This is a genomic window from Elusimicrobiota bacterium (assembly GCA_041660925.1).
Lineage (GTDB): Bacteria > Elusimicrobiota > Elusimicrobia > UBA1565 > UBA1565 > JBAZUV01.
Genome location: JBAZVI010000001.1, coordinates 500,887 through 526,804, shown reverse-complemented (window position 1 = coordinate 526,804; position 25,918 = coordinate 500,887). Strand labels below are relative to the sequence as shown.

Genomic DNA, 25,918 nt, shown 5'->3' with positions numbered 1-25,918 from the left:
CCGTTCCCGGCAGCCCTCGTTTTCGCGCAGTATTTCCGTAACCGCCGGTCTTTGCGCTTGACGCTCGCGGGTGCGACTGTTAAATTAGGGGCAATGATCCCCATCCCTTACGCCGACGAGAATCCGGCCCCGAGCCGCAAGACGCTGACCATCACCCTCATCGTCCTCAACCTCGTCGGGCTCCTGTTCTCGTCGCCGCATTTCGTGGAGGCCTACGGCTTCATCCCCTATCACTCGGGCAGTCCGGAACGCTGGCTCTTCTCGCTCTTCATGCACGGCGGCCTCATGCATCTGGCCGGGAACATGTGGTTCCTCTGGCTCTTCGGCGACAACGTCGAGGCTCGGCTGGGGCGCTGGTTCGTGCCTTTCTACCTCGCCGCGGGCTTCGCCGCGCACTGGGGCTTCATGTCCTTCAACCCGGGGACCTTCGTCCCCGCCATCGGGGCGAGCGGGGCGGTGAGCGGCGTCATCGGCCTCTACCTCGTGCTCTTCCCCGGCGCTCGCATGAAGTGCTTCATCCTCGTGCCCTCCCGTCGCGGCGGCGGCATGCTGCACTACAGCATCAGCGCGCTCGTCTTCGGCGCGCTCTATCTGGGCTGGGAGTACCTGCAGCTCGCGCTTCTCGGCGAGCGCGACGGCGTCGCGCACAGCGCGCATCTGGGGGGGGTGGCCTTCGGCCTCGTCGTCGGGGCTCTCGTCCGCGCCCTCGAGCCCGGCGCCTCCAGCGGGCTCTCCGGCGAGCGGGGCGCGCGCCCCGAGGACGCCGCCTCGGCCCCGAAGAGGAAGGAGCTGGAGGCGCTCGTGCGCGCCGGCAGCGAGGACGCCGCGCTGCGCGGCTACGTCGACGCGGTGCGCCGCGACCCCTACTTCGCGCTCTCGGCGCCGGCCCAGCTCTGGGTCGCGGACCGGCTCGCCCGGCACGGCCATCCGCACCTGGCCAAGGACGCGCTGGAGCGCTGCGTCATGCGCGCGCCGCTCGACCCGCTCTGCGCGCACGCCCAGCTCCTGCTCGGCTGGGTCCAGGAGAGCCACTATCACGACTACGCCGCCGCGGCCGCCGCCTATCGCGCCGCCGCGCGCCATCCCCGCGCCGACGAGGCGGTCCAGAAGGACGCCGGCGAGCGCCTGAAGAAGCTGGAAGGACTCGTGACCCGGACCTTCACCGACGCGCCCGAGGCGCAGGAGCCCTGCTGGATCCTGCGCGAGGACCACGCCGCCGATTTCGCGGGAGACGCCGAGCCCGGCGTGCTGGGCAAGGCCCTGCCGCCCGGGGAGGCCTCGAAGAAGGCCGACGCGCTGGAGCGGGAGGGGACCCCGGTCCTCGTCGTCCCCGACGGGCACCTCCTGCCGCTGCCCAAGGCGCGGCTCGCGCTCGGACTCAAGGTGGACGCCGAAGGGATGCGATTCCGCTGCGCGGACGGGGGGGAGGAGCTCCTGCGCTGGCCCGAGACGACGCTCATCGCCGGCTGCGGGGTGCGCATGGAGAAGCTGGAGAAGGAGGGGCTCGGCCTCTTCGAGACGGAGGTCTTGGCCGGTTCCCTCGGGCCGCTCGCGGGCGCCCAGCGCACCTATCGCGGGGTGAAGGCCGTGCTGCCGCTCCTCGAGGTCTTCGGGCGCGAGGGCGCCGTGCGCCTGCGCTGGGCGGCCTCCACCGAGCCCGACCCCTCGGCCGAGAAGCTCGCGGAGTTCTACGGACAACTCCAGCAGGCCGTCCTGCTCGCGCCCAACGTCCCCGTCGACCGCGGCGCCCAGGCCGCCTTCCGCCGCGAGCTCCCCGAAGAGGTCGTCTTCGACAAGATGGAGCGCCTCGACGCCTACCTGTCCTGGCAGCTCCAGCTCGCCGACCTGCGCCGCTCCGTCGCGGCATCCGCGTAAACGCCGCCTTCGTCGCGGCGCGCTCCGTGCGTCGTGCAATCCTCTCGCGCCGCGATATCAGGCACCCCCCAGACGTTGACGGAGTGGAGGGGCGACTCCACCAGGCCCCAGGAGCGGCCTGTCTGCGCCGCGTCCCGTCGCTGAGATTCCCTCTTCAAGATATGTCGTAAGCCCGAGAAGCCGCTACACGGGCATCACTGCGCAGACATACCGCGAGCCGGGCGTGCGGGAAGCCGTCCCGACGCGCCCGTGAGGGGGGCCCCACGGCTTGGGGGGAGCGAAGCTCCGAAGGGCCGGGCGCACGGGAGGGATTCCCGCACGCCCGGCTCTTCTACTTGTCGAAGTAGGGGTGCTTGAGGTAGGGCGGCTTCTCGGGCTTGCGGTCCGTCTTCTTGAACTCCATCTCCGCGAGCAGGACGTCGGGCGAGACGATGCTCGCCTGGGTCTGGCCCCGGCTGACTTTGTAGGGGCCGAGCTGGTAGTAGTTGTAGACCAGCGTCCGGTCGGAGGCCAGCGCGATGTCGCGCAGGGCCCGCAGCGAGACCCCCGAGAACTGGGCGCTGCGCAGCAGCTCCTCCTTGCCCGTCTTCACGTCCACCTTGTAGGCCAGCACCGGCGCGGCCAGGAGCTCGTCCTTGTCCTGGTCGTCTTCTTCCCCGAGTCGCCGGATGACGATGCCGTAGGGGAGGCCGAAGTCGGCGGCGCGCTTGAGGAGCTCCTTGCGCAGGTCCGCGAGCGGGATGGAGGAGCGCGGGACGACGAACAGGTTCGAGATGTGGGCGGTGGGGAACTCCCAGAACGCGCCGCGGCCGTGGCCGTTGGAGCCCTCGCGCTCCTTGATGGGCTCGCGCCCCATCGGCAGGTCCTTGAGGAGTCCCTTCTCCGCGATGCGCACCGGCCTCGCCGCGATCCCCTCGTCGTCGTAGGCGTAGGTCCCGAGCAGCGGCTGGCCCGCGGCGCTCTCCGCGGAGGGGTCGTCGGTCACGTCGAAGAGAGGGGAGATCACCCGCAGCCCCAGGCGCGGCGCGAGCTCGCCGCTGCCGAACTCGCCCTTCACGCCCTCGTCCTCGATCCAGAGCTCGCGCGGGAAGGAGACGTTGTGCGCGAGGAGCTGGTTGAAGAACTCCCCGGCGGCGGGGCCCTCGAGGAGGACCGGGCCCACATAGGGCTCCGCGACGGTCGCGGAGGCGAGGTCGGTGACGTCCTGTGCGAGCCGCGCGGCCTCGGCTTCCAGCGCGGGGAGGTCGGGGAAGTCCTCGATGCGGCGGCGGATGACGCGCCGACGGTCCTTGACGGTCATCCCGTCCTTCGCCTGCCCCGAGGCGGAGACGAGGAGCTCGAAGTCGTCGTCGGGCTGGGCGAGGCGGCGTCCCTCGCTGTCGGCCAGCCGCGTCGTGCGGCGCGAGAAGTAGAGGCCCACCGAGGAGCGCTGGACGGCCGGGTACTTCCGGAACACCGCGGAGAGGCGGCGCACCCGCTCCTCCCAGAGCGGCTGGTCGAGGACGGCGCCGCTCGAGGGGAGGCGGGCCGAAGAGACCGGGTCCTTCGAGAGGTCGGAGATCTTCTCGGTGATGTTGCGCGTGTGCCGGTAGGCCTCTTTCTGCGAGAGCTTCTCGAGCGCCTGCTTGTAGGCCTGGTCGGCGGTCAGCCAGAGCGCCCCGCGCACGGCGTCGTAGTCGTCGTCGATGGGGCCGACGTCGGTGAACGGCTGGTAGTGCCAGTAGTCCTTTCCGACGTAGTGGGCGTTGTCGAACTCGCGGCTTCCGATGCGCAGGACGGTCCGTACGCGGCGGGAGCGGGAGCGGTTGGGGTCCTTGAGGGCGCCGAAGACGCCCTCGATCTCGAGGCGGTCGTCCTCGACGACGGTCGCCGAGACGAAGTAGGGCTTGCCGAGCTTCTGCATCTCCAGTCGCTCGACCGAGCGCTTCACCTCGTCGCCCATCGCGCGCAGGACGGGGTCGTCGCCCTTCGCGGACGGGCCCGCGTGCGCGGCGGCGTCGCGCACGCGCGCCGACCCGACGCCGTCGTTCGCGGCGTCCGCCGCGAACGACGAGGGCGCAAGCAGGGCGAGGAGCAGGAGCCCCGCGGAACTCCGGAGGGAGAGGGTTCTCATGGCCGAGGGAGCGGAGTTTCGCGCGTTCATGGCTGGCCTCCGCCGGCGTAGGGGGGCGGCAGGACGGGCGGCTTCTCCGAGGACTTCGCCTTCTTCTCCACCTCGATCTCGCTGACGAGCACGCTCGGCGCGACGGCCGAGACAGGCACCCAGCCGGATTCGGCGCCGCAGGTCCCGTTGAAGACGTCGTCGTCGTCGGCCGCCGCGATGATCTTGCTGAAGGAGGTCAGCGGCGTGCCCACGATGTCCACGCCGCGCACGACCTCGTCGGGCCTGCCGTCGGGGTAGACGCGGTAGACCAGGAGCGGCATGACCTTGAAGGACTGCGGCCCCTGGCGCTGGGTCCCGGTGAAGCCCCCGGAGATGTCCTCGAAGACGAGCCCGTAGGGCTTCTTCTGGCGGCGGATCTCCTCGATGAGCTTCTCGCGCAGCCGCGGGTAGGGCACCTTCTCGGCGGCGGTGACGATGAGGTTGCCCATGCGCGGGATGACGCCGAAGCCGGGGGAGCGTCGGCCGTGGCCGTTGCTGTGATCGAAGCCTTTGACGGGGAGGCGCGACATGAGGAAGGTCTTGAGGACGCCGTTCTCGATGAGGGAGACGCGCCGGGCGGGGACGCCTTCGTCGTCGTAGCGGTAGGACCCGCGCAGGAAGGTCCGGCCGAAGCGCTCGCGCAGGGGGTCGTCGACGACGCTGAGGAAGGGCGCGACGACCTCCTTGCCGAGCATCTTCGTGAAGGTCTGTCCCTCGTCCTCCATGCGCTGGCGGTGGCCCTCGAGGCGGTGGCCGAGGATCTCGTGGAAGTAGACGCCCGTGGCGCGGGCGCGGATGATGGCCGGGCCGGTGTAGGGCTCGACGAGGGGGGCTCCGCGCAGGGCCTTGAGCTCGTCGGCCGCGCGCCGCAGGTCGGAGAGCATGAGGTCCTCGGAGGGGAGGTCGCCGACGGAATCCCCGTCGTAGCTCTTCGTGCGCTCGAGGTCCATGCCGTCCTCGGTGCGGCTGGAGAGCGAGTAGCTCAGGCGCACGAAGCGGTTGCCGTCGGCGACGCGGGTCCCCTCGCTGGTGAGCGTCCAGCGGTTCTCGGTGCGCAGGGAGAGGCGGACGCCGGAGTCGAAGACGAAGGGGTAGGCCTTGATCGCCGCGCTCAGGCGGCGCAGGCGGCCCCGCCAGGGCTCGAGGTCGAAGACGGGGGCCGCGACCAGTGCGAAGCCGGTCGCGGGGGGCTCGAGGGAGAAGTCGTCGGACTTGTCCTCCTCCTCGGCGGTGACGGCCTTGTTGGTGGCGACCTTCGTGTAGCGCTGGACGGCGTCCTTGTAGGCGTCCTCGGTGCGCAGCCAGAGGTCGGTCCGCAGGCCCGCTTCGTCGTCGTCGACGCTGAGCTCGGTGAAGTGCTGCTGTCCCTGCCCTTCGGACCAGGACTCCTTGCCCTTGATCTGGTGGGTGTTGTCGAGCTTCCGGTCCCCGACGCGCACGTCCACGTCGACGCTGCGGTAGTGGTGCTCGGCCTCGCCGGTCAGCGCTCCGACGTAGGCGGTGACGTCGAGGGTGCGGACGTCGCGCACCTGGTAGCCGAGGTAGTAGAGCGGGGCCTTCTCCGCCTTCTGCAGACCCTTGAAGGCGCGCGCGAGCTCGGTCTCGACCGCCCGCATCATCGGGTCGGGGCCCGTCGGAGCCGCTCCCGAGGAGGCGGCGGACGCCGGAGCGGGGAGGAGCAGGAGGAGCGTCAGAAGGGTGGAGAGCATGTGCCGAGCATAGCTAATTTCCGCGCGACCCAGCGCGGTCGATAGGCGCAAAGGACCCAGGAACTCAAGCCGCTCCAAAGGACCCCCCTCGGGGGGGCCCTAGGACCGCCGCATGGTGGGTCGAATGTTTCGCCCTCCTTGGGCCCTCCGACCCGAACGCTTTGCGCGAAGCCTCCCTATAATAAGGCCAGCAGACTCCGTGCGGGTCTGCGCAGGAGACTGAATCATGGACAAAGCCAAGCGCATCCTCGCCGGCGGACTCTCCGCGGCCCTCCTCCTCCTCTCCCCCGGCTTCGGCCCCTACAGCGCCCTCGCCCAGACCGTCACCGGACGCGTCTCCGCGGTCCCGACCGGCGCGGGCATGACCGGCGCGGTCGGCGTCGTCTCCACCGTGAAGGTCTCGGGCGGGCTCCAGCTGACGCCGGGCATCGGCGGCTCCCTGGCCACGATCGTGCCGGGCGCGTCGCCGGTCGTGCGCACCGCGGTAATCCCCGGCAAGACGGCGGCGGCCTTCACCGGGGTCCGCTACGACGCCGGCGCCGTCCGCGCCGAATATAAGAAGGGTTCCTCGCAGAAGGGGGGGATGCCGGTCGAGAAGCCGGCGAAGGACGACGGCCCGGACTCGACGAACGGCACCGACGACCTCGGCAACCCGAGCCGCCGGGACAACGACGACGGCCCCGACTCGGTCTCGGACGGCTCGGACAACGACCGCTCGGGCAACGACGGCCTCTTCAAGTCCTTCTTGAAGGACTCGAAGGCCTTCGCGGCGCTCAAGGCCGTCTTCTCCAAGAGCTCCAAGAACGGCAAGAGCATGCCGGTCGAAGAGCCGGCCGGGGACGACGGCCCCGACGGCACCGACGGCCTCGACGACCTCGGCAATCCGCGCCGCGGGACCGATCGCGGCGGCCCCGACGACGTCTGGGACGGCTCGGACAACGACCGCTCGGGCAACGACGGGCTCTTCGCCACCCTCGACTTCGCCAAGAGCTCTTCGAAGAACGACAAGAGCATGCCGGTCGAGAAGCCGGGCAGGGACGACGGCTACGACGGGAGCCGCAACATCGACGACCTGGGCAACCCGAGCCGCCGCGACAACAACGACAACCCCGACTCGGTCTGGGACGGCTCGGACAACGACCGCTCGGGCAACGACGGGCTCTTCACCCCGGTGCTCAAGGGCGTCCGGCTGCTCTTCGGACGCCCCGTCGACCCGGTCCCCCCCGGCAACAATCGAGGGGGGGGAGGCGGGGGAGGCGCTCCACGCGTACGCCTGTTCGGGTACGCGGCGCCCATCCTCCTCGGTGGGGCGGCGGCCATCGCTTCGGCGGCGGCCGCGCTCACTCCGATGACGATGGTCGCCGTGTACCTCGGGCTCGTCGTACCCTCCCTGGTCCTCCATGAGATGGGGCACGCCCTCGCCGCCGACATCCTCGGCGACTCGAGCGCCCGGCAGGCCGGCCGGCTCGGCTTCGGGTTCCGGGACCTCCTCACCCACATCGACCCGCTCTTCACCGTCGTCATCCCCGTGGCCGGCATCCTCCTCAGCATGAATTTCCTCGGCGTCCCGCTCCTCATCGGCGGCGCCCGCCCGGTGCAGGTGCAGTCGGGACGCTTCGCCGACCCCGTCCGCGACATGGGGGTCGTCGCCGCGGCCGGGCCGCTGGTCAACTTCCTCCTCGCCGCGGGCTTCGGCGGCGCCTACGCCCTGCTCTCCGCGGTCGGCGCCGTCGCGGTGCTTCCCGCCCTCGCGCTCGGCGTCTGGTTCAACGTGATGCTCGGCGTCTTCAACATGCTGCCGACCACCTTCTTCGGCGCCGCGATGCTCGACGGCGGCCACGTGGCCCGCGCGCTGGCCAAGAAGGCCTTCGGCGAGACTTTCGCGCTCCGGGTCTTCGGCGGGCCCGACGGCTCGATGAGCGCGACGACCCGCGTCCTGCACGCGGTCGGCTTCATCGCCGCCCTCTCCGCGTTCGGCAACGGCCTCTACGCCCTCATCAACGGCCTGGCCGGCGGGCTCCTGCCCGGCGGCTCCCCGTCGTTCATCGAGGCCTCGTCGCTGCTGCCCGGACTCGCCGCGCTCGGAGCCCTGCTCGGCCGCATCGTCTCCCACGGCTCCGACGACGACGTCCTGCCGCCCGCCGAGCCCGGCGCCGAGATGCCGGTCCCCGTGGACCTCATCGTCCGCTTCGAGGGCGCGCCCAGGGCGCTCACCCAGGACCTGCACATGAGCTTCGTGCGCGGCTCGGCCTTCGGCGCCCGCGGGTACACGCAGGCCTACCGCACCGCCCAGGCCGCCATCGTCGGCGACCTCGAGAACGTGGGCCTCGACGCGATGACGCTCGCCTCCTACGGCGCCACCCCGATCGCGACCTATCGCCGCATCAACGCGGCCACGCTCCGCGTCCCCGCCGACTCCTCCGCCGCGCTCCGCGCCGAGCTCGAGCGCCGGGGCTTCAAGGTCTATGACAACGCGGTCCGCCGCATCTATCCCCCGGTCGAGGAGCCGAACCGGCCCGAGGAGGGCTCGCCCGCGGCCCGCGGCGCCGTCACCATCCCCGAGACGCTGAAGCTCTCGACCATGGACCAGGTCCACGCGCTCGCGCGCGCGAGCTGGGGCGCGCCGGCCATCGAGATGGGCTTCTTCGGCAAGCTCGCGATGAGCATCCTCAGCCGCTTCGGCCTCGCCGACCTCCCGCAGCCGCGCATCGCCGTCATCGACACGGGCACCGACACCCGCCATAAGATGCTCAAGGGCGTGCGCAACATCAACGCCACGGGCGGGCAGGGGACCGAGGGCTGGTCGCCGGAGGCCTCCGAGGAGAACAACGACGACAACGGGCACGGCACCTGGGTCACCTCGATGGTTCGGGCCTTCGCCCCCTGGACCACGAACATCACGCACTACAAGGCCTTCCGGGGCGGCAGCGCGACCACCGACGACATCCTCAAGGCGCTCACCGTGGCCGGCAACGACGGCGCCCTCGTCATCTCCAACTCCTGGGGCGACGACGAGGGCGATCCCGAGGGGCCGGACACCCTGCTCGTGAGGAAGCTCGCCGAGGAGGGCCATGTCATGGTCTTCGCGGCCGGCAACGCGGGCTCGGGGAAGAACACGGTCGGCGCGCCGGCCATCACCTACTACCGCGACCCCAAGACCGGGGCCCCGCGCGTCCTCGCGGTGGCCGCCACCGGCCGCGACGGGAAGGTCGTCTACTTCTCCTCGCGCGGCAAGGGCAGCCCCGTCACCTCGCGGGACCCCAAGTATAAGGACTGGCCGCAGCGGCCCGACCTCGCCGAGGAGGGCTCCAACACCGAGGGCGCCTGGCCCACGAACCAGCGGCCGGGGCGCGTGGACCCCGTCTTCGGGCCGGTCAGCGCCATCTCGGGCACCTCGATGTCCACCCCCAAGATCGCCGGGACCATCGCGATGCTCGCCCAGTTCTTCGGCGTCACCGAGGTCGGCGAGAAGCTCGACCTCATCGTCAACGCGGTCATGAGCACGCTCGTCAACCCGCTCGGGCAGAAGCCCGACGACATCGGCCTGGGCTTCAACTCCGTCTTCGCCGCCTACACCGAGATCGCCAAGACGCTCGAGCCGGTCACGCCCAAGCTCATCGCGCGGCTCCTGCTCGGGATGACGACGCTGTCCGCCGCGCGTCAGGCGCGCCTCGACGCCGCCGCCGCCGTGCCCGCCGAGGTCCTCGACGAATATCGGCGCATCCGTGGGGAGATCGGGGGCGCCGGCGCGCACCTTGCGCTCGTGCAGGAGCTCGGCATGCCGCCCACGGGCGCCGACGCGGTCCTCGCGGGCTACCTCCTCTCCGGCGCCGCGCGCGCGGCCCAGCTCGAGCGGCAGCACCCCGGCCTGCGCTACCGGACCTCCCTGGGCGGACGCGTGCGCCTCAAGCTGCGGGGATTGATCTAGGACAATGCGCTGAAAGCGCGCAAACGCTAAACTCAGGATAGAAACCATGTCCACCGCCACCAAGACCACCATCCTTCTCGTCGACGACGACCGCCATTTCCTCGAGACCCTGACCGACGCCATGTCCCTCAAGGACGCGGAGGTCCACGGCGTCTCCTCCTGCTCCGAGGCTCTCACGCACCTGCAGGCGGGGCACGTCCCCTCGGCCATCCTCCTCGACGTCCTGCTTCCCGACATGCACGGCTTCGAGTTCTGCCGCCTCCTCAAGCGCTCCCCGCGCTGGAAGAAGATCCCCGTGGTCCTGCTCTCGGCCAAATACACGGAGCCGGCCGACCGCGCCGAAGGGCTCCTCTGCGGGGCCGACGCCTATCTCTCCAAGCCGGTGCACCCGAACACGATCCTCGACGAGATGGACTACCTTCTTGACAGGACGCGCTGACCCCTGCTAATATCGTTCCGTCGTCGACGCTGACCGTCCGCGCTCACTGCCGCAAACGCCGAGCCCTGCCCCCAGACACCACCATACCGTCCCGCCGAGGAGACTCCTCTAAAATGGCCGAACTCCAGCTGACCGACGATAGTTTCGAGAAGGAAGTCCTGAAGAACCCCCAGCCCATCCTCGTGGATTTCTGGGCCCCCTGGTGCGGCCCCTGCCGGATGCTCTCGCCCATCATCGACGAGCTCGCCAAGGAGTTCGCGGGCAAGGTGCGCGTCGCGAAGCTCAACACCGACGACCATCCCAACGCGGCCAGCCGCTTCAACATCTCGGCCATCCCCACCCTGCTCGTCTTCAAGAACGGGAAGGTCGAGCACCAACTCGTCGGCGTGCACTCGAAGGCCGACATCAAGAAGATCCTGGACCAGGTTGCGGGCTAGAGGGATCGTCGCCGCGGCCGCCCTCCTCGCGCTGAGCGCGGCCGCCTGCCGGAAGCCGGAGGCCGTCGAGCCGCCCGAGAGGGCCCCGGCGAAGGCCGAAGCCCCGGCCGCCCCGGCGTTCGAGCTCAAGGGTCTCGGAGGCGGGACGGTCCGCCTCGAGGACCTGCGCGGGAAGGTGGCGCTCGTGGACTTCTGGGCCACCTTCTGCGAGCCCTGCCGCGAATCCATGCCCGAGCTGCAGGCCCTTTACGCGCGCAGGAAAGGGCAGGGCTTCACGGTGCTGGGCGTGAGCATGGACGCCTATCCCGGAGAGGTGGGGGCGTTCGTGAAGGCGCTCAAGGTGGACTACCCCATCGCGCTCGACCCGGAGAACCGGACCCGCGCGCCCTGGGGGGTGCGCGGCCTGCCGACCGCGGTGCTGCTCGACCGCGAGGGCCGCATCCGGCGCCGCTGGCTCGGGACCGACGAGTCCGCGGCCCGGGAGATGGAGGAAGCCGTCGCCGCGCTGCTCAAAGAGGAAGCCCGCTGAACTTTCCGCCGCATCCCCGCAGATGAGAACCGAAGGCCGCATCTACCTCGTGGACGCCCACGCCTACCTGCACCGGGCCTACCACGCCATGCCCCCGCTCAAGAACGCGGCGGGCGAGCCCGTCGGCGCCCTCTTCGGCTTCGCGAAGACCCTGCTCGGACTCATCCGGCGGGAGAAGCCCGACTACTTCGCGGTCTGCTTCGACGCCCCCGGCCCGACCTTCCGGCATAAGAAGTTCGAGCAGTACAAGGCCACGCGCAAGCCGACCGAGCCCGACCTCAAGAGCCAGCTCAAGCTCTCGCGCGAGCTCACGGCCGCCATGGGCCTGCCCTGCGCCGAGCTCTCCGGCTGGGAGGCCGACGACATCATCGCCACGCTCTCGCGCCGCGCCGTCGCCGCCGGCCTCGAGGTCGTCGTCGTGAGCGGCGACAAGGACGCGCTCCAGCTCGTGGGCGGCCCGGTGAAGGTGCTCAACGAGGCCAAGGGCGTCGTCTACGACCCCGGACGGGTCTCCGAGAAGTTCGGAGTGCCGCCGGAGCGGATCGTCGACTATCTGGCCATCGTGGGGGACTCCTCCGACAACGTCCCCGGCGTGCCCGGCATCGGTCCCGTGGGCGCGGTGAAGCTCTTGATCCGCTTCGGCTCGCTCGACGCGGTCATCGAGGCGGCGAAGAAGGGCGATCCCGCCATCCCGGCGAAGGCCGCGGCGTCCCTGCGCGAGAACGAGGAGAAGGTCCGCTTCGGCCGCGAGCTCGTCACGCTCGACGCCGACGCGCCGGTCCCTCTCGAGGTTTCCTCCTGCCGTCTCGACTTTCGCCCGCGTCCCGAGCTCTCCGGCCTGCTCGAGCGCTTCGAGTTCCACAGCCTGCGCCGTGAGCTGGGCGTCGGCGCCGCGGTCCCCGCGGTCCCGGCGAAGGGCGCGGAGCCCGCGCCCTCCGCGCTGAAGATCGTCCCGGCGAAGGAGCTTCTGAAGGCCGCCGCGAAGGCCGAGGTCTTCGGCCTCGAGGCCGCGGCCGCGGAAGGCGACCTGCTCGACGCGGGGGGCTGCACGCTCGCCCTCGCCCTGCCCGACGGACGCGCCGCGCACTTCGGGACCGCCGAACTCCGGACCCACCGCGCCGCGCTCGCGGAGCTGCTCTCCGGAGCGGCCCTCAAGTGCGCCTACGACCTCAAGGACGCCGGGCGCCTGCTTTCCTCGGCCGGTCTCGAGCTTTCCGGCCCCGTCTTCGACTGCCGCCTCGCCGCCTGGTGCCTCGACCCCGGGCGCGAGCGCCTCGACCTCCACGCCCTGCTCGGCTCCCGCCCCGGGCCTCAGCTCGAGGAGAAGCCCTCTCCGGAAGCCCGCGCCGCCGCGCTTCCCGCGCTCGCCGCCGCGCTCCGCGCCGACCTCGAGGCGGGGGGGCTGCTCAAGGTCTACGAGGGACTCGAGCTTCCGCTCATCGCCATCCTCGCGGACATGGAGCGCGCCGGCATCGCCCTCGACGTCGAGTACCTCCAGGGCCTGCGCGAGGAGTTCGCGGAGGTCCTTTCCGGTCTGCAGAAGGAGACCGACGCGCTCGCGGGCTGCGAGACCAACCTCAACTCCCCGAAGCAGATCGGGGAGCTGCTCTACGGGAAGCTCGGCCTCAAGCCCTTCAAGAAGACCAAGGGCGGCGCCGCCTCCACCGACGAGGAGTCCCTGCAGGCGCTGGCCGCCGAGCACCCCGTACCGGCGAAGATCCTCGCCTACCGCGAGGTCGCGAAGCTCCAGTCCACCTACGTCGAGGGCCTGCTCTCCAAGGTCAGTCCCTCCACGCGCCGGGTGCACACCCACTTCGAACAGACCGGCACCGCGACGGGGAGGCTCTCGAGTCAGGACCCCAACCTCCAGAACATCCCCGTGCGAACGCCGCTGGGTCAGAAGATCCGGCGCGCCTTCGTCGCCGGGAAGGGCCGGGTCCTGCTCTCGGCCGACTACTCGCAGATCGAGCTGCGCGTGCTCGCCCATCTCTCCGGCGACCCCGCGCTGCGCGCGGCTTTCTCCGGGGGGGAGGACGTCCACCGGCGCACCGCCGCCGAGGTCTTCGGCGTGAAGGAAGCCGAGGTCACCCGGGAGATGCGCCGCCGCGCCAAGGCCGTCAACTTCGGCATCATCTACGGCCAGACGCCGCACGGCCTCTCGCGGGAACTCGGCATCCCGATGGCCGAAGCCAAGGACGTCATCGAGCGCTACTTCGCCCGCTACAAGGGCGTGAAGACCTGGATCGAGAAGACGCTCGAGGAGGCGCGCCGCGAGGAGTCCGTGCGCACCCTCTTCGGCCGCGTCCGACGCCTGCCCCAGATCAACGAACGCAACTTCAACGTGCGCAGCTTTACGGAACGCGCCGCCGTGAACACCCCCATCCAGGGCACCGCCGCCGACCTCATCAAGGCCGCGATGATCGCCGTCCACGCGGGCCTCGCGAAGCAGGCGGGCGGGAAGGCGCGGCTGCTCCTGCAGGTGCACGACGAGCTGCTCTTCGAGCTGCCCGAAGGCGCGCTCGAGCCCTTCGCCCGCTGGGTGAAGGGGGAGATGGAGGGGGCCGTGCGGCTCGAGATCCCCGTGCTCGTGGACCTCAAGGCCGGCGCGGACTGGCGGGACATGGAGAAGCGCTCATGAGCAGGAGTCTCGAGCACGCGCCCCTGGACTTCGGCCGGATGTCCTCGACGCTCAAGGCGCTCATCGTCGCGAATCTGGTCATCTACGGCCTGGGCCTCCTCGTGGGCGGGGATTTCACCCGCCTTTTCGGGCTGGTGCCCGCGAAGGTCGTCGAAGGGCGCTGGGTCTGGCAGCCCTTCACCTACCTCTTCCTGCACGGCGGCTTCGTCCACCTCCTCTTCAACCTGCTCGCGCTCTGGATGTTCGGCATCTCGGTGGAGGCGGCCTGGGGGCCTCGCGAGTTCCTGCGCTACTACTTCATCTGCGGCGTCGGCGCCGGGCTCGTGAACATCGCCGTCGCGCCGCACTCGCTGGTGCCGATCATCGGGGCCTCCGGGGCGATCTACGGCCTGCTCGTGGCCTTCGCCATGCTCTACCCGGAGGCGGTGGTCTACCTCTACGGCTTCTTCCCGGTGAAGGCCAAGCACATGGCGATCCTCTTCGGCCTCGTCGAGTTCTTCGCCGGCGCCGCGGACTTCACCCCCGGGGTCGCGCGCCTGGCGCACCTGGCCGGCATGGTCATCGGCTTCGTCTACATCCGCTGGTGGTGGATCATGAAGATCCGCGCCAAGGCGCTGGTGGGGGACCTCATGCCCCGGGGCCCCGTGCCCGTCGAGCGCGCCGCCCGGCCGGCGCCGCGCAAGCCGCGGCGGGCGCCGCTCATGGTCCGCACGCAGGAAGAGGAGATGGCCGAGGTCGACCGCATCCTCGACAAGATCCTCGAGCACGGCGAGTCCGCGCTCACCGACGACGAGCGCGCGACCCTGCGCCGCCATAAGCCGGGAGGGGACGCGTGAAGGCCCGCCGCTCCCTGAGCGTCGGACTCACCGGCGGCATCGCCGCGGGCAAGAGCGCGGCCCTCTCGGCCTTCGCGTGCCGCGGCGCCTGGACCCTCTCGCTCGACGCGCTCGCGCACGAGCTCTCGCGCAAGGGCGGCCCCCTTCATCGGAGCATCCTGCGCGCCTTCGGGCGCGGCGTCCTCGCCGGGGACGGGACGCTCGACCGGGCGCTCCTCGCGCGGCGCGTCTTCGCCGACCGCCGTCTCCTCGCCCGGCTGGAACGCTCGACGCACCCGCTCCTGCTCGCCGAGATGCGCCGGCGACTCGCGCGCTGCCGCGCCGAGGTGGCCGTCGTGGACGTTCCCCTGCTCTTCGAGAAGGGTTTGGGGAAGGATTTCGACCTGACCGTGCTCGTCGCCGCGCCGGAGCGCGTGCGGCTCGCGCGCGCCGTCGGCCGCGGCATGACGCGCGCCGACGCGCTGCGACGCCTGCGCAGCCAGTGGCCGCAGGCGCGCCGGGAGAAGCTCTCGGACGTCGTGCTGGAGAACGCCGGAAGCCTCACGTCGCTGAGGAGCGCCGTTGCGGAGTGCCACGAGGCCTTCCGCCTGATGGCGCGATCCCGATGAAAGACAAAGACCCGAAGGAGACCGACCCCATGGAGACGACCCCCGCCCCCGCCCAGAAGACCACGAGCGGCTCGTCCGCGCCAGCGGACAACACGAAGCAGCTCGACGTCTCGGCGCTCAGCAAGCGCACCATCGCCGACCTGCTCAAGCTCGGCGAGGAGATGAAGCTCGAAGGCATCTCGGGCCTGCGCAAGCAGGAGCTCATCGTGAAGCTCCTCGAAGGCCAGGCCAAGCGCAACGGCACCATCTACGACGAAGGGGTGCTCGAGGTCCTGCCCGACGGCTTCGGCTTCCTGCGCTCGCCCGACTACAACTACCTCCCGGGTCCCGACGACATCTACGTCTCCCCCTCGCAGATCAAGAAGTTCGGCCTGCGCAAGGGCGACACGGTGGCCGGCTACGTGCGCGGCCCCAAGGACGGGGAGCGCTTCTTCGCGCTGCTGCAGGTCTCCAGCATCAACGGCGTGCCGGGCCAGGACCTCCAGTCCCGGATGGTCTTCGACAACCTGACGCCGCTGCACCCGAACAAGCGCTTCAACCTCGAGACGACCAAGAGCGAGCTCACCACGCGCCTGCTCGACCTCATCTGCCCCATCGGCAAGGGGCAGCGCGCGCTCATCGTCTCTCCGCCGAAGGCCGGCAAGACCATCATGCTGCAGAAGATCGCCAACGCGGTCGCGATCAACCACCCCGAGTGCGTCCTCATCGTCCTGCTCATCGACGAGCGCCCCGAGGAGGTCACCGACATGCGGCGCTCGGTCAAGGGCGAGGTCGTGGCCTCGACCTTCGACGAACCCGCCGACCGGCACGTGCAGGTCGCCGAGATGGTCATCGAGAAGGCCCGCCGCCAGGTCGAGATGGGCAAGGACGTCGTCATCCTGCTCGACTCGATCACGCGCTTGGCGCGCGCCTTCAACACGGTGACCCCGTCCTCCGGCCGCGTCCTCTCGGGCGGCCTCGAGGCGACCTCGCTGCAGCGCCCCAAACGCTTCCTGGGCGCCGCGCGCAGCATCGAGGAGGGCGGCTCGCTGACCATCATCGCCACCTCGCTCATCGACACCGGCTCGCGCATGGACGAGGTCATCTTCGAGGAGTTCAAGGGCACCGGCAACTCGGAAGTGGTCCTCGACCGCAAGCTCGCCGACCGCCGCGTGTTCCCCTCGATCGACATGAACCGCTCCGGCACCCGCAAGGAGGAGCTGCTGCTCTCCGAGGACGAGCTCAACAAGGTCTGGATCCTGCGCAAGATCCTGGCCCCGCTGAACTCGGTGGAGGCGATGGAGCTCCTGCACGACAAGCTCCTGACCACGAAGTCCAACAAGGACTTCCTGAAGTCGATGGAATTGTCGAGCATGTAAGTCGTTCGTCCGAAGCGGAAAGGGCCGGGGCGCGAGCCCCGGCCCTTTTTTCACCGGGTCCGGATCCCGCTCGGTCGCGATGATCATGCGGGCGATCCGATTTGTATAGCTTTGCAGGAGGGCGTCAACCGGGAGGGATAGACCCTCTTTCCCTGGGATCCTGGGTATTTCCTCCGTTTCGCCATGGGCGTTCTTCTGTTTCACTATCCCCATGAACACCCAGTCCTCGGCGCCTCGTCCCCTTCGTCTCCTCGCCGCCATCCTTCTCCTCTGCCCCTCGGCCGCCTGGGCCCAGGTCGTCGCGGCCCCGGTCGCGGCGCCGGTCGCGCCGCCGGCCGCGGCGTTCGCGGCCGCGCAGCCCCTCGCGGCGTCCACGGTCCTCCTGCCGCTCTCGACGGCGGAAGCGTCGCTGCGCTTCGCGGAATTCTTCGCGGCGCCCTGGCCGGATATGAAGTCGCTGCTGCCCGCTCTGCCTTCCCTGCACGATCCCGCAGTGGCGCGCATCTACACGGAAGCCGTGGAGAGACTGCTGAAGACCCCCGGCAACGCGACCCTCGAGCCGCGGCGGGCGTTCAAGCTTGCGGTCCTGCGCTCCCCCGTGCTGCAGGCGGCGCTGCCCGAGAAGCTGCGCGAAGCCGTGGCCGCCGAGCAGGAGAAGATCGATCGGCAGCGCTGGACCAAACTGAGCGCGGAGATCGAAGACACCGTCAGCGGATGGACCGCGGGCGAGGATGCCGCGGTCCCGTTCGATCCGGCGCCGAGCCCGCTCGGGTCGGCGAACGCCCTGGTCCTCGCGCAGCCTCTGGGCGCTTCGGTCGCGGCGGATGAGGGGCTGGGCTCGCGGCTCTTCGTCGCGCTTCCTTCCCGCGTGCGGTCATCTTTGGCGCGGCGGAGCCCGGGGTTGCGCGCCGCCCAGATAAGCTCCCTGTCGCGCGAGATCGCCGCCCTGCTGCCGGAGGAGTCCTTCGCCGCGATGGCGTCGCTGCCGCAGACCTCTCAGGATTACATCGTCGGGGACATGCTTCCCAAGGCGCCCGAGGCGGCCGAATCCGCGGTACGCGAGATCGCGCGGCATCCGGAGTGGCCCGACTATATGGTCAACGGCGCCCGATCCGATGCGGACAAGCAGGCTTGGTTCGTGCGGCTCGCGGACGTCAAGGCCAAGCTCGAGGAGCTCGCCTCGCTGCAGAACGAGGACGACCCCGCGCGGGAACGGGCGATGGTGCAGCTCGGGCTGGGCGTGCTTCACGCGTTCTCCTACGGATTCGCCGGAGGCTTGAAACATCGCCATCCCGACGCGGGGCACGATTCCCTCTCCGGCGGCGACCGCGCCTTCGCCGATCTCGCGACCGCGCATCTGCGCAGCGCCCTCGCCCTCTTCGAGGGGGCCGGACAGGAGGACGCCGCGCTGCTCACGCGCTTCCTGCTGGGGAAGCATGCGATCAACGGACGCGTCGCCTACTCGAATCCCGGGCTTTACGAGCGGAGCGGCCGGAAAGTGCCCGAGGAGCCGGAAGCCTTCTCGTACGAGGCGCTCGCCGGAGAGATGCTGAGCTCCGTCCTGTCGACGCTGGGGCCCGGGGCCGCGGGCGCGGGGCATAAGCTGCGGGAGCTGTATTTCGAGACGCTCTACTTCATGGAGATGCTGGGATCCAGCGGGCGTGAGCCGGATCTCAACCCGTTCAGGCTCAGAGGTCCGCGCGCGGACCCGGAGCGCCGCGCCCAGGCGCTGAGGGACCTGCTTACCGACTATCTGCTCGGCGCGCCGGCCGAGCGCATCGAGGCTCAGCTCTCCGCCGGTCATCGATACGCTCTCATCGAAAGGCTGCTCGGGAAACTGCGCTGGGCGCTCCAGGACCTGGGAGACACCCGGCTGCGCGACGCGCTGTTCGAGCATCCCGGCCGGCGGCTCACTTATGCGCGTCTCATTGAGATCCTCATCGCGGACGCCGACTGCGAGCGGCTGCGATCGATCAGCGCCGCCCTGCCCGGGCCGGGCGCTGTTCGCGCGCTCAGCGGAGAGGCCGCCGGGCATTGAGGCATCCGGCGCCGGAGGCATGCTTATTGCGATATAATCCCTCGATGATGGAGCGCGACGAGACCGGATCGGAAGAAGACTTCTCCAAGCTGCTCGGCGACTCGCTCAAGGACGGCGAGAAGACCTACGACGCGGGCGACCGCGTGCGCGCGGAGATCCTCACGCTCGGCGGCGAGGACGCCATCGTCGCGCTCGGCCCGGGCAAAGAGGGCGTCGTGGCCTCCGGCGAGCTGGCCGGCCGCAAGACCGGCGAGAGCGTGGACCTGTTCGTGACCTCGGTCCGGCCCCATGAGATCCGCCTGTCGGTCCATCCGACGGACAAGAACATCGCCCAGGACCTCCGGGAGGCGTTCGAGACCCGACGTCCCGTCGAGGGCCGCGTCGCCGAGGTCTGCAAGGGCGGCGTGCGCGTGAGCGTCCGCGGTAAGAGCGCGTTCTGCCCCATCAGCCAGCTCGACCTCAAGCGCGTCGAGACGGGAGCGGAGTTCGTGGGCCAGACGCTCGCCTTCCGCATCACGGAGTGGGCCGAGGGGGGGCGCAGCGTCGTGCTCTCGCGCCGCAAGCTCCTCGAGGAGGAACAGGTCCGCGCCGTCGCCGACTTCTTCGAGCGCAACCCCGAAGGGTCGGTCGTGACGGGGACCGTCACGCGCCTCGAGAAGTTCGGCGCGTTCATCGAGCTGCTGCCCGGCGTCGAGGGGCTCGCCCACGTCTCGGAACTCGCCTGGTCGCGCGTCGAATCGCCCTCCGACCTGCTGGGCGTCGGCCAGAGCGTCTCCGCCAAGCTCCTCAAGCGCGAAACGGTCGAAGGCCGCCTCAAGATCTCGCTGTCGCTCAAGCAGGCGACGCAGAAGCCCGCGGCCGGCTCGGCCGCCGCCGATCCGTGGGCGAAGTACGCCGCGGGCCAGGTCCACGAGGGCAAGGTCACGCGCAAGGAGCCCTACGGCCTGTTCGTGCAGCTCGAGCCCGGCGTCGTCGGCCTCCTCCACCAGTCGAGGACCGTCGACGACCCCGAGTTCCAGCTGGAACGCCGGAAGGTCGGCGACGCGCTCACGGTGGAGGTCGTCGAGGTCAAACTCGAGGAGCGCCGCATCTCCCTGGGGTTGCCGCGCGACCCGGACGCCGAGGAGTGGCTGCGGCGCCCGCAGGAGGGCGAGACCTTGTCCAACTCCCTGGCCGAGCAGTTCAAGGCCGCGCTCGCCAAGAGCAGCCGCGGAGCTGAGCGCCGCGCGCGGCCGGGCCGGGACGCTCGTCCCGGCCCTTCTCTTGCTCCCGGACTTTGAGCGATAATGGAGCGTCGGAAGGGGTGACATGAAGTTCCTGTTCGTGCTGCTGTTCACGGCCGCTTCCGGGAGCGCCGCCCAGGCCGCGACGGGCAGCGCGTTCAACCCGGACATCTCCGTCATCGGGCAATTTCTGGGCGCCGCCGGCAACGGGAGCAAGGAACCGCGGCCGTTCAATCTCAAGGAGGCGGAGATCGGCCTGCAGTCCGTCGTGGACCCCTACGCCCGGGCGGACTTTTTCCTGAGCGCGAATCCCGAGGGCTTGGAGGTGGAAGAAGGCTACCTCACCTGGCTCACGCTTCCCTGGGGACTCCAGGCCCGGGCCGGGAAGTTTCGGATGGAGTTCGGCAAGTTCAACAGGACGCACCCCGGCGAGACGCCCTTCGCCGACCGCCCCCTGGCCGCGGCCGCGTTCCTCGGCGACGAGGGGCTCAGCGAGGCGGGGGGGCACGTCAGCTGGCTCGTCCCGAACCCGCTGGACCTCTTCCTCCAGCTCGACGCCCAGGTCGCCAACGGGCCCGCAGCCGACCGGAGCCCGGCCTTCGCTGAGGGGCGCAAGCGCGACCTCCTTTATCTGACCCACGCGAGCCTCTATGCCGACCTTACGCGCGCGCAGAACGTCGCGGCCGGGCTCTCCTACGCGCACGGGCCCGACGGGGCCACCTTCGACTCCGTCAGCCAGTCGTCGCACGCCCTCGGCACGGACCTCTTCGGGGTGGACTTCACCTATCGCTGGCGGGAGCCCTCGGACAAGGACCGGTCCCTGACCTGGCAGACGGAGTACTACTGGGCGAACCGCGAGGCGGTGGACCCCGCGGACGCCGCGCGCAAGCAGGACGCCTGTCCCTGGGGCGTCTTCACCTACGCGGATTGGCAGTTCGCCCGGCGATGGCACGCGGGTGCGCGCTACGACTACACGAAGCTCGTCTCGAACACCCAGCGTCGCCGGGGGGAGCTGGCCTTCCTGACCTTCACGCCGACGGAGTTCAGCCTGCTCAGCCTCCAGGGCAAGCACGTCCTCAACGAGTTCGATCAGCATGAGTGGACGATGTTCTTCAAGTTGACCTTCAACATCGGTCCGCATGGAGCCCACCCGTTCTGATATGAGAAAGACACTCCTTTCCTCCTGCGTCGTGCTGCTCCTGCCCTGCTCCTCGTGGGCGGTACTCCGGGTCGTCACGACCACGCAGGACCTGGCGGCGCTCGCCCGGGCGGTGGGCGGAGACCGGACGGAGGTCTCGGCCATCGCGGGGGGCGACGAGGACCCGCACTTCGTCCAGGCCAAACCCAGCTACATCCTGAAGCTCAAGCGCGCCGACCTCTTCATCCAGGTGGGGCTCGAACTCGAGCTCGGCTGGGCGCCGACCCTGCTCAACTCCGCGCGCAACGCGAAGATCCTTCCCGGGAGCGCGGGCTTCATGGAGGCCTCGGCCGGCTGCGACATCCTGGATCTGCCCGGCGGGCAGGTCACCCGCGCCGAGGGCGACGTCCATCCCTTCGGCAATCCCCACTATTGGCTCTCCCCCGAAAACGGCGGGGTCATCGCCCGGAACATCGCCGCGAAGCTCAGGGCCCTCGATCCGGAGCATGCCGCGGCCTATGACGGGAACCTCGCGGCCTTTCTGTCCCGGCTCGACGCGGCGCGCAAGCGATGGTCGGCCGAGGCCGCCCGCCTCAAGGGCGTCGAGGTCGTCACCTATCACCGCTCCTGGCCCAACTTCGCGAAGAGCTTCGGCCTCGAAATCGTGGATTACGTGGAGCCCAAGCCGGGCATCCCTCCTTCGCCGAAGCATACGATCGAGCTTATCCGGAAGATCCGGAGCCGGAAGATCCGCCTCATCATCATGGAACCTTACTTCGACCTCTCCGCTCCCCGTCACATCGCGAAGGAGTCCGGAGCCGCGGTCCTCGTCCTGCCGCCTTCGGTCGGCGGCGCGAAGGGGATCGAGGACTACATCGGCCTCTTCGACTATGACCTGGCGCGGCTCTCCGAGGCGCTGAAATGAGGGAGGTACTGGAGCTTCTGGCCGCCCCGGTCGCGGCGAGCCTGGTCCTGACCGGCATCCTGACCTACTTCGGCCTTCACGTGGTGGAGCGCGGAGTCATCTTCGTGGACCTCGCCATCGCGCAGGTCGCGGCCCTGGGCGCCACGTTCGCGGTCTTCTTCGGGCTCAGCCTGCATGGGGGGGCCGCCTACGCCTGTTCGCTCGGGCTGTCCTTCGGGGCGGCGATCCTCTTCTCCAGCGTGCGCGGCGAGAAGTTCCGCATCCCGCAGGAGGCCATCATCGGGATCACCTACGCGGTCTGCGCCGCGGCCTCCATCGTCGTGATGAGTCAGTCCCCGGAAGGCGGCGAGCACCTGAAAGACATGCTGGTCGGCAACATCCTGACAGTCGGCTGGGGCACCGTCGGGAAGACCGCCGCTCTTTATCTGGCGATCGGCATCCTGCATTGGGCGTTTCGCAGACCTCTCCTCGAGATATCGCAGGATAGCGCGGCGGCGGCCAGGGCGGGCCGCAGGATATGGGCCTGGGACCTGTTCTTCTACGGCACCTTCGGCCTGGTCGTCACCTCCGGAGTAGCGATCGCGGGGGTCCTCCTGGTCTTCAGCTATCTGATCGTTCCCTCGGTCACCGCGATGCTCTTCACGCGCCGGCTCGGGCCGCGGCTCGCCATCGGCTGGGCCATGGGCACGCTCGTCAGCGCCCTGGGGATGGCGTCCTCCTACCGCCTGGACCTCCCGACGGGCGCGACGATCGTCGTCACCTTCGGCGTGGTCCTGACGCTGACCGCGCTCGCGTACTGGGTCTGGAATAAGCTCGTCGGACGGGAAGCGGTCGCGTAGTTCTTCGACCGGAGACAGCCATGATCCCCGTCTGCGCCGCGGTCCTCCTGCGCTCCGGCAAGGTCCTGCTCGCCCGCCGCGGGCCGGGGCGCCGGCACGCGGGTCGGTGGGAGTTCCCCGGCGGCCGCATCGAGGAGGGGGAGAGCTCCGCCGCCGCGCTCGCGCGCGAGCTGCGCGAGGAGCTCGGCATCGCCGCCGAGGTCGGCGCCGAGCTCGCCCGGACCCGCCACGTCTACGATTTCGGCGAGATCGAGCTCATCGCCCATCTCGTCTCCAGGTTCACCGGGGAGCTCACGCTCACCGACCACGACCAGTTCGCCTGGGTCGAGGCGCGGAAGCTCCTCGAGTACGACCTGGTCCCCGCCGATATCCCCATCGCGAAGGTCGTCGCGGCGCATCGCCGGCGCGGCCGCTACAAGGGCACGCACCCGCGGAGCTTCCAGGAGAAGTACAAGGAGCTCGGCGCCGACCCTGAGGAGATGGCCAAGGCGGCCGCGCGGGGCTCGACGCCGGCGGGCGCGCACCTGCCCATCATGCTCGAGGAGACGGCCGGGGCGCTCGAACCCCTGTCCGGAGCGACGGTCCTCGACTGCACGCTCGGCTGGGGAGGGCACGCACGCGAGCTCGCGCGTCGCGCGGGGCCCGAGGGCTCCGTGATCGCCCTCGACCGCGACGGCGAGGAGCTCGCGCGCACCGAGGAGCGCCTGCGCCGCGACGGGGTCGCTCTCGTCGCACGGCAGAGCGATTACGCCGACGCGAAGAGGGTCCTGGAAGGCCTCGGGACCCCGGTCGTGGACGCCCTGCTCGCGGACCTCGGGGTCTCCTCGATGCAGCTCGACCGGCCGGAGCGCGGGATGTCCTTCAAGACGGACGGCCCGCTGGACATGCGCATGGACCGCTCGCGCGGCAAGACCGCCTCCCAGTGGCTCGCGTGCGCTTCGGAATCCGAGATCGCCGACGCGCTCGTCCGCTATGCCGACGAACCGGACGCCCGGGCGATCGCGTCCGCGCTGGCCGCGCTGGCCGCCGAAGGGCGCACGCCGAAGACGACCTGGGAGCTCGTCTCCGCCGTCGGGGTCGCGAAGGGTCTGGGCCCGGGTCCCTTCCGCAAGAAGGACGCCTTCTCCGTCCACCCCGCCGCTCGGGCCTTCCAGGCCCTGCGGATCGCCGTCAACTCCGAGCGCGACTCGCTCGCGCGCCTGCTGCGCGACCTGCCGTCCCTGCTGCGCCCCGGCGGCCGCGCCGCGTTCCTGACCTTCCACTCCGGCGAGGAGGCGCTCGTCGAGGCCTCCCTGCGCGAGGGAGCGGCCGCGGGGCTCTGGCGCGCGCCGCTGGAAGCCCCGCGCAAACCCTCGCCCGAAGAAGTCCGCCGCAATCCCCGTTCGCGCTCGGCGCGGCTCTGGCGAGCCGTCCGACAATGAGGCCCTATGCCTAAAATGGACCCGTTCTTCCACTCCCGCAGGAAGTCCCCGCGCGGCTTCGACGCCGCGCCGCGTGCGCCGCGGCCCCCGATGGGCCGCTTCGACGCGGCGGGGGACCCGCCCCTCGAGTTCCCGACGCTCCAGCTCGGGACGCCGTTCGCCTTCGACGCGGCTCTGGCCCGGCGGCTGGCCCGGCGCGAGGTCAACGAGAAGGAGGCCTTCACCGTGCGCGACGCCTCGGGGATCTTCTTCCGCGCGAGTCTCAAGGAGCTGCGGGCGGACGGCGGCACGGCGGTCGCCTACGAGCGCCTCATCGTCTCGCCCGAGCCGAGCGTCGAGATCACGCTGGCCTGCGCCGTGCTCGCGCGCCAGAGGATGATCTTCGTCGCGCAGAAGGCCACGGAGCTGGGGGTGAGCCGGATCGTGCCTCTGCTCACCGAGCACTCGGTCCCGGCGCAGGGGCTTGAGCACGAGAAGGCGCACGCCTGGCCGGGGCAGATCCTCCGCGCGGCGAAGCAGTGCCGCCGGAGCTCGCTGCCGGAGCTCAAGGCGCCGATGACGCTCGACGCGTTCCTCGCCTCTCCCATGTCCGCCGAGGCGGAACTGCGCCTGTGCCTCGACAACGTCGGGGGAACGTCGCCCGCGCCGGCCGCGGCGCCGCGCCGGATCCTGCTCCTGGTGGGACCGGAGGGCGGCTTTTCCGACGCCGAGAGGAAGAAGCTCGAAGGGAAGACGCTCTCCTGGCTCCTGGGCGGCCGCGTCCTGCGCGCGGAGACCGCCGTGCTGGTGGGCCTCTCCGCCGTGCAGCTCTCCTGGGGAGATTTTCGAAGGACCTGATCAGCTTTCGGACTTCGTGCGCAGGACGGCCGGCGCGGGGGCCTCGACGATGAAAGGCGCTCCGGTCGCGGGGTGGGGGAGCTCGAGGCGCAGCGCGTGCAGGAGATAGCCCGCGTCGCCGGGCACGGCCGCTCCGTCCGTGCGGAAGCCGCCGCCGGGGGCGTAGAGCGGGTCGCCGGCGAGCGGGTGTCCGCAGGCGGCCAGGTGGATGCGGATCTGATGGGGCCGGCCGGTCTCGATGCGGACCTCGACCAAGGTCGTCTCTTCCCGTCGTTCCAGGACGCGGACATGGCTGCGAGCGCCCTTCCCCTTCGGGCTGGCGGCGTGGACGGTCCCGAGCAGGGGGTGCGGGATCGGGCCGATGGGGACCTCGACCTTGAAGAGGTCCCGTTCGGGCAGGCCTTCGGCGAGCGCGCGATAGACCTTCACGACGTGATGCTCGCGCCAGAGCCGCTCGAGCGTGTGCGCGGCGGCCGGGGTCTTCGCGAAGAGGACGACGCCCGAGGTGCCTCGGCCGAGACGATGGACCGGCGCCGCGGCGGGATGCGTGAGCCGCACCCGCGCGAGCAGGGTGTTCTCGAGGAAGCCCGCGCCGGGGAGGGTCGGCAGGCCGGAGGGCTTCGCGACGGCCAGAAGATGGGGGTCCTCGTGGAGGACGGCGTAGTCGAGCGGTGCGTCGGGCTCCTCCCAGGGAGGGCGGACCCAGGTCACGGTCTGGCCCCGCCGGAGGATCTCCCCGGGCCCGGCCGGGCGGCCGTCGACGAGCACCCGGCCCTCGGCGATCCGGGCGGCCCACTCCGGGGCTCCGGTGTGGCCGTAGCGTTCGCCGAGGTGCTCGACGAGCGCGCGGCCCTCGGCGCGCCGGTCGATGCGTTCGACGTAGGTGCAGCCCTGGTTGAGGGGCATGGGGCCTCCATTATACCCGCCGGGAGGCTCCCTTCGAAGGGGATTCCCCAAACGCTCTGAAATAGGTATAATGGTGGAACAATCTCCGACG

At 70.5% G+C, this 25,918-nt stretch carries 19 protein-coding genes; 16 read left to right on the top strand and 3 right to left on the bottom strand.

From position 1 onward, the window contains the following. The first annotated feature begins 93 nt into the window (after positions 1-93). Entirely contained in the window at positions 94-1,875 is a 1,782-nt protein-coding gene (locus tag WC969_02225; protein MFA6028651.1) for a rhomboid family intramembrane serine protease, read from the top strand. 331 nt (positions 1,876-2,206) lie between these two features. On the opposite strand, the gene WC969_02220 is transcribed toward WC969_02225, so the two are convergent. After that, positions 2,207-3,988 (bottom strand): metallopeptidase TldD-related protein, encoded by a 1,782-nt coding sequence (locus WC969_02220; GenBank protein ID MFA6028650.1) that lies wholly within the window; start codon positions 3,986-3,988, stop codon positions 2,207-2,209. A gap of 26 nt (positions 3,989-4,014) precedes the next feature. Continuing rightward, the gene (locus WC969_02215) at positions 4,015-5,727 is read right to left on the bottom strand and encodes a metallopeptidase TldD-related protein (GenBank protein ID MFA6028649.1); all 1,713 of its coding nucleotides are present in this window, start codon (positions 5,725-5,727) and stop codon (positions 4,015-4,017) included. A 226-nt stretch (positions 5,728-5,953) separates the two neighbouring features. Here WC969_02215 and WC969_02210 point away from each other — a divergent pair, with 226 nt between their 5' ends. The 15 genes from WC969_02210 to WC969_02140 all read left to right on the top strand — a co-directional run bounded on the left by WC969_02210 (position 5,954) and on the right by WC969_02140 (position 24,921). Next, on the top strand, positions 5,954-9,655 hold the full coding sequence (locus WC969_02210) for a S8 family serine peptidase (GenBank protein ID MFA6028648.1): 3,702 nt from the start codon (positions 5,954-5,956) through the stop codon (positions 9,653-9,655). A gap of 46 nt (positions 9,656-9,701) precedes the next feature. Next, the gene (locus tag WC969_02205) at positions 9,702-10,094 is read left to right on the top strand and encodes a response regulator (protein MFA6028647.1); all 393 of its coding nucleotides are present in this window, start codon (positions 9,702-9,704) and stop codon (positions 10,092-10,094) included. Positions 10,095-10,207: 113 nt separating this feature from the next. Next, on the top strand, positions 10,208-10,531 hold the full coding sequence (gene trxA / locus WC969_02200) for a thioredoxin (protein MFA6028646.1): 324 nt from the start codon (positions 10,208-10,210) through the stop codon (positions 10,529-10,531). After that, positions 10,521-11,060 carry a TlpA disulfide reductase family protein gene (locus WC969_02195; GenBank protein MFA6028645.1) on the top strand — a complete coding sequence of 180 codons (540 nt, stop codon included), beginning with the start codon at positions 10,521-10,523 and terminating at the stop codon, positions 11,058-11,060. The genes trxA and WC969_02195 overlap by 11 nt, the downstream gene beginning before the upstream one ends. Positions 11,061-11,082: 22 nt before the next feature. Continuing rightward, positions 11,083-13,698, top strand: a complete 2,616-nt coding sequence (gene polA / locus WC969_02190) for a DNA polymerase I (GenBank protein MFA6028644.1) — start codon at positions 11,083-11,085, stop codon at positions 13,696-13,698. Beyond that, positions 13,695-14,534 (top strand): rhomboid family intramembrane serine protease, encoded by an 840-nt coding sequence (locus WC969_02185; protein MFA6028643.1) that lies wholly within the window; start codon positions 13,695-13,697, stop codon positions 14,532-14,534. Before polA ends, WC969_02185 begins: the two co-directional genes overlap by 4 nt. After that, complete coding sequence (coaE, locus tag WC969_02180; GenBank protein ID MFA6028642.1) at positions 14,531-15,142, top strand: dephospho-CoA kinase; 612 nt, start codon at positions 14,531-14,533, stop codon at positions 15,140-15,142. The genes WC969_02185 and coaE overlap by 4 nt, the downstream gene beginning before the upstream one ends. Beyond that, positions 15,139-16,500: a transcription termination factor Rho gene (gene rho / locus WC969_02175; GenBank protein MFA6028641.1), complete on the top strand. Its 1,362-nt coding sequence runs from the start codon at positions 15,139-15,141 to the stop codon at positions 16,498-16,500. Before coaE ends, rho begins: the two co-directional genes overlap by 4 nt. Before the next feature lie 211 nt (positions 16,501-16,711). Next, positions 16,712-18,538 carry a hypothetical protein gene (locus WC969_02170; protein ID MFA6028640.1) on the top strand — a complete coding sequence of 609 codons (1,827 nt, stop codon included), beginning with the start codon at positions 16,712-16,714 and terminating at the stop codon, positions 18,536-18,538. A gap of 44 nt (positions 18,539-18,582) precedes the next feature. Further along, complete coding sequence (locus WC969_02165) at positions 18,583-19,818, top strand: S1 RNA-binding domain-containing protein (protein ID MFA6028639.1); 1,236 nt, start codon at positions 18,583-18,585, stop codon at positions 19,816-19,818. Between the two features lie 28 nt (positions 19,819-19,846). Further along, entirely contained in the window at positions 19,847-20,920 is a 1,074-nt protein-coding gene (locus WC969_02160) for a hypothetical protein (GenBank protein ID MFA6028638.1), read from the top strand. A gap of 1 nt (position 20,921) precedes the next feature. Then, positions 20,922-21,824 (top strand): metal ABC transporter substrate-binding protein, encoded by a 903-nt coding sequence (locus tag WC969_02155; protein MFA6028637.1) that lies wholly within the window; start codon positions 20,922-20,924, stop codon positions 21,822-21,824. Beyond that, the gene (locus WC969_02150) at positions 21,821-22,663 is read left to right on the top strand and encodes a metal ABC transporter permease (protein ID MFA6028636.1); all 843 of its coding nucleotides are present in this window, start codon (positions 21,821-21,823) and stop codon (positions 22,661-22,663) included. The genes WC969_02155 and WC969_02150 overlap by 4 nt, the downstream gene beginning before the upstream one ends. A gap of 20 nt (positions 22,664-22,683) precedes the next feature. Beyond that, positions 22,684-24,084 (top strand): 16S rRNA (cytosine(1402)-N(4))-methyltransferase RsmH, encoded by a 1,401-nt coding sequence (rsmH, locus tag WC969_02145; protein ID MFA6028635.1) that lies wholly within the window; start codon positions 22,684-22,686, stop codon positions 24,082-24,084. A 6-nt stretch (positions 24,085-24,090) separates the two neighbouring features. Then, a complete protein-coding gene (locus WC969_02140; protein MFA6028634.1) occupies positions 24,091-24,921 on the top strand; it encodes an RsmE family RNA methyltransferase in 831 nt (276 codons plus the stop codon). Here the strand turns inward: WC969_02140 and WC969_02135 are convergent, their stop codons facing one another. Then, entirely contained in the window at positions 24,922-25,827 is a 906-nt protein-coding gene (locus WC969_02135) for an RluA family pseudouridine synthase (GenBank protein MFA6028633.1), read from the bottom strand. Positions 25,828-25,918 lie beyond the last annotated feature (91 nt).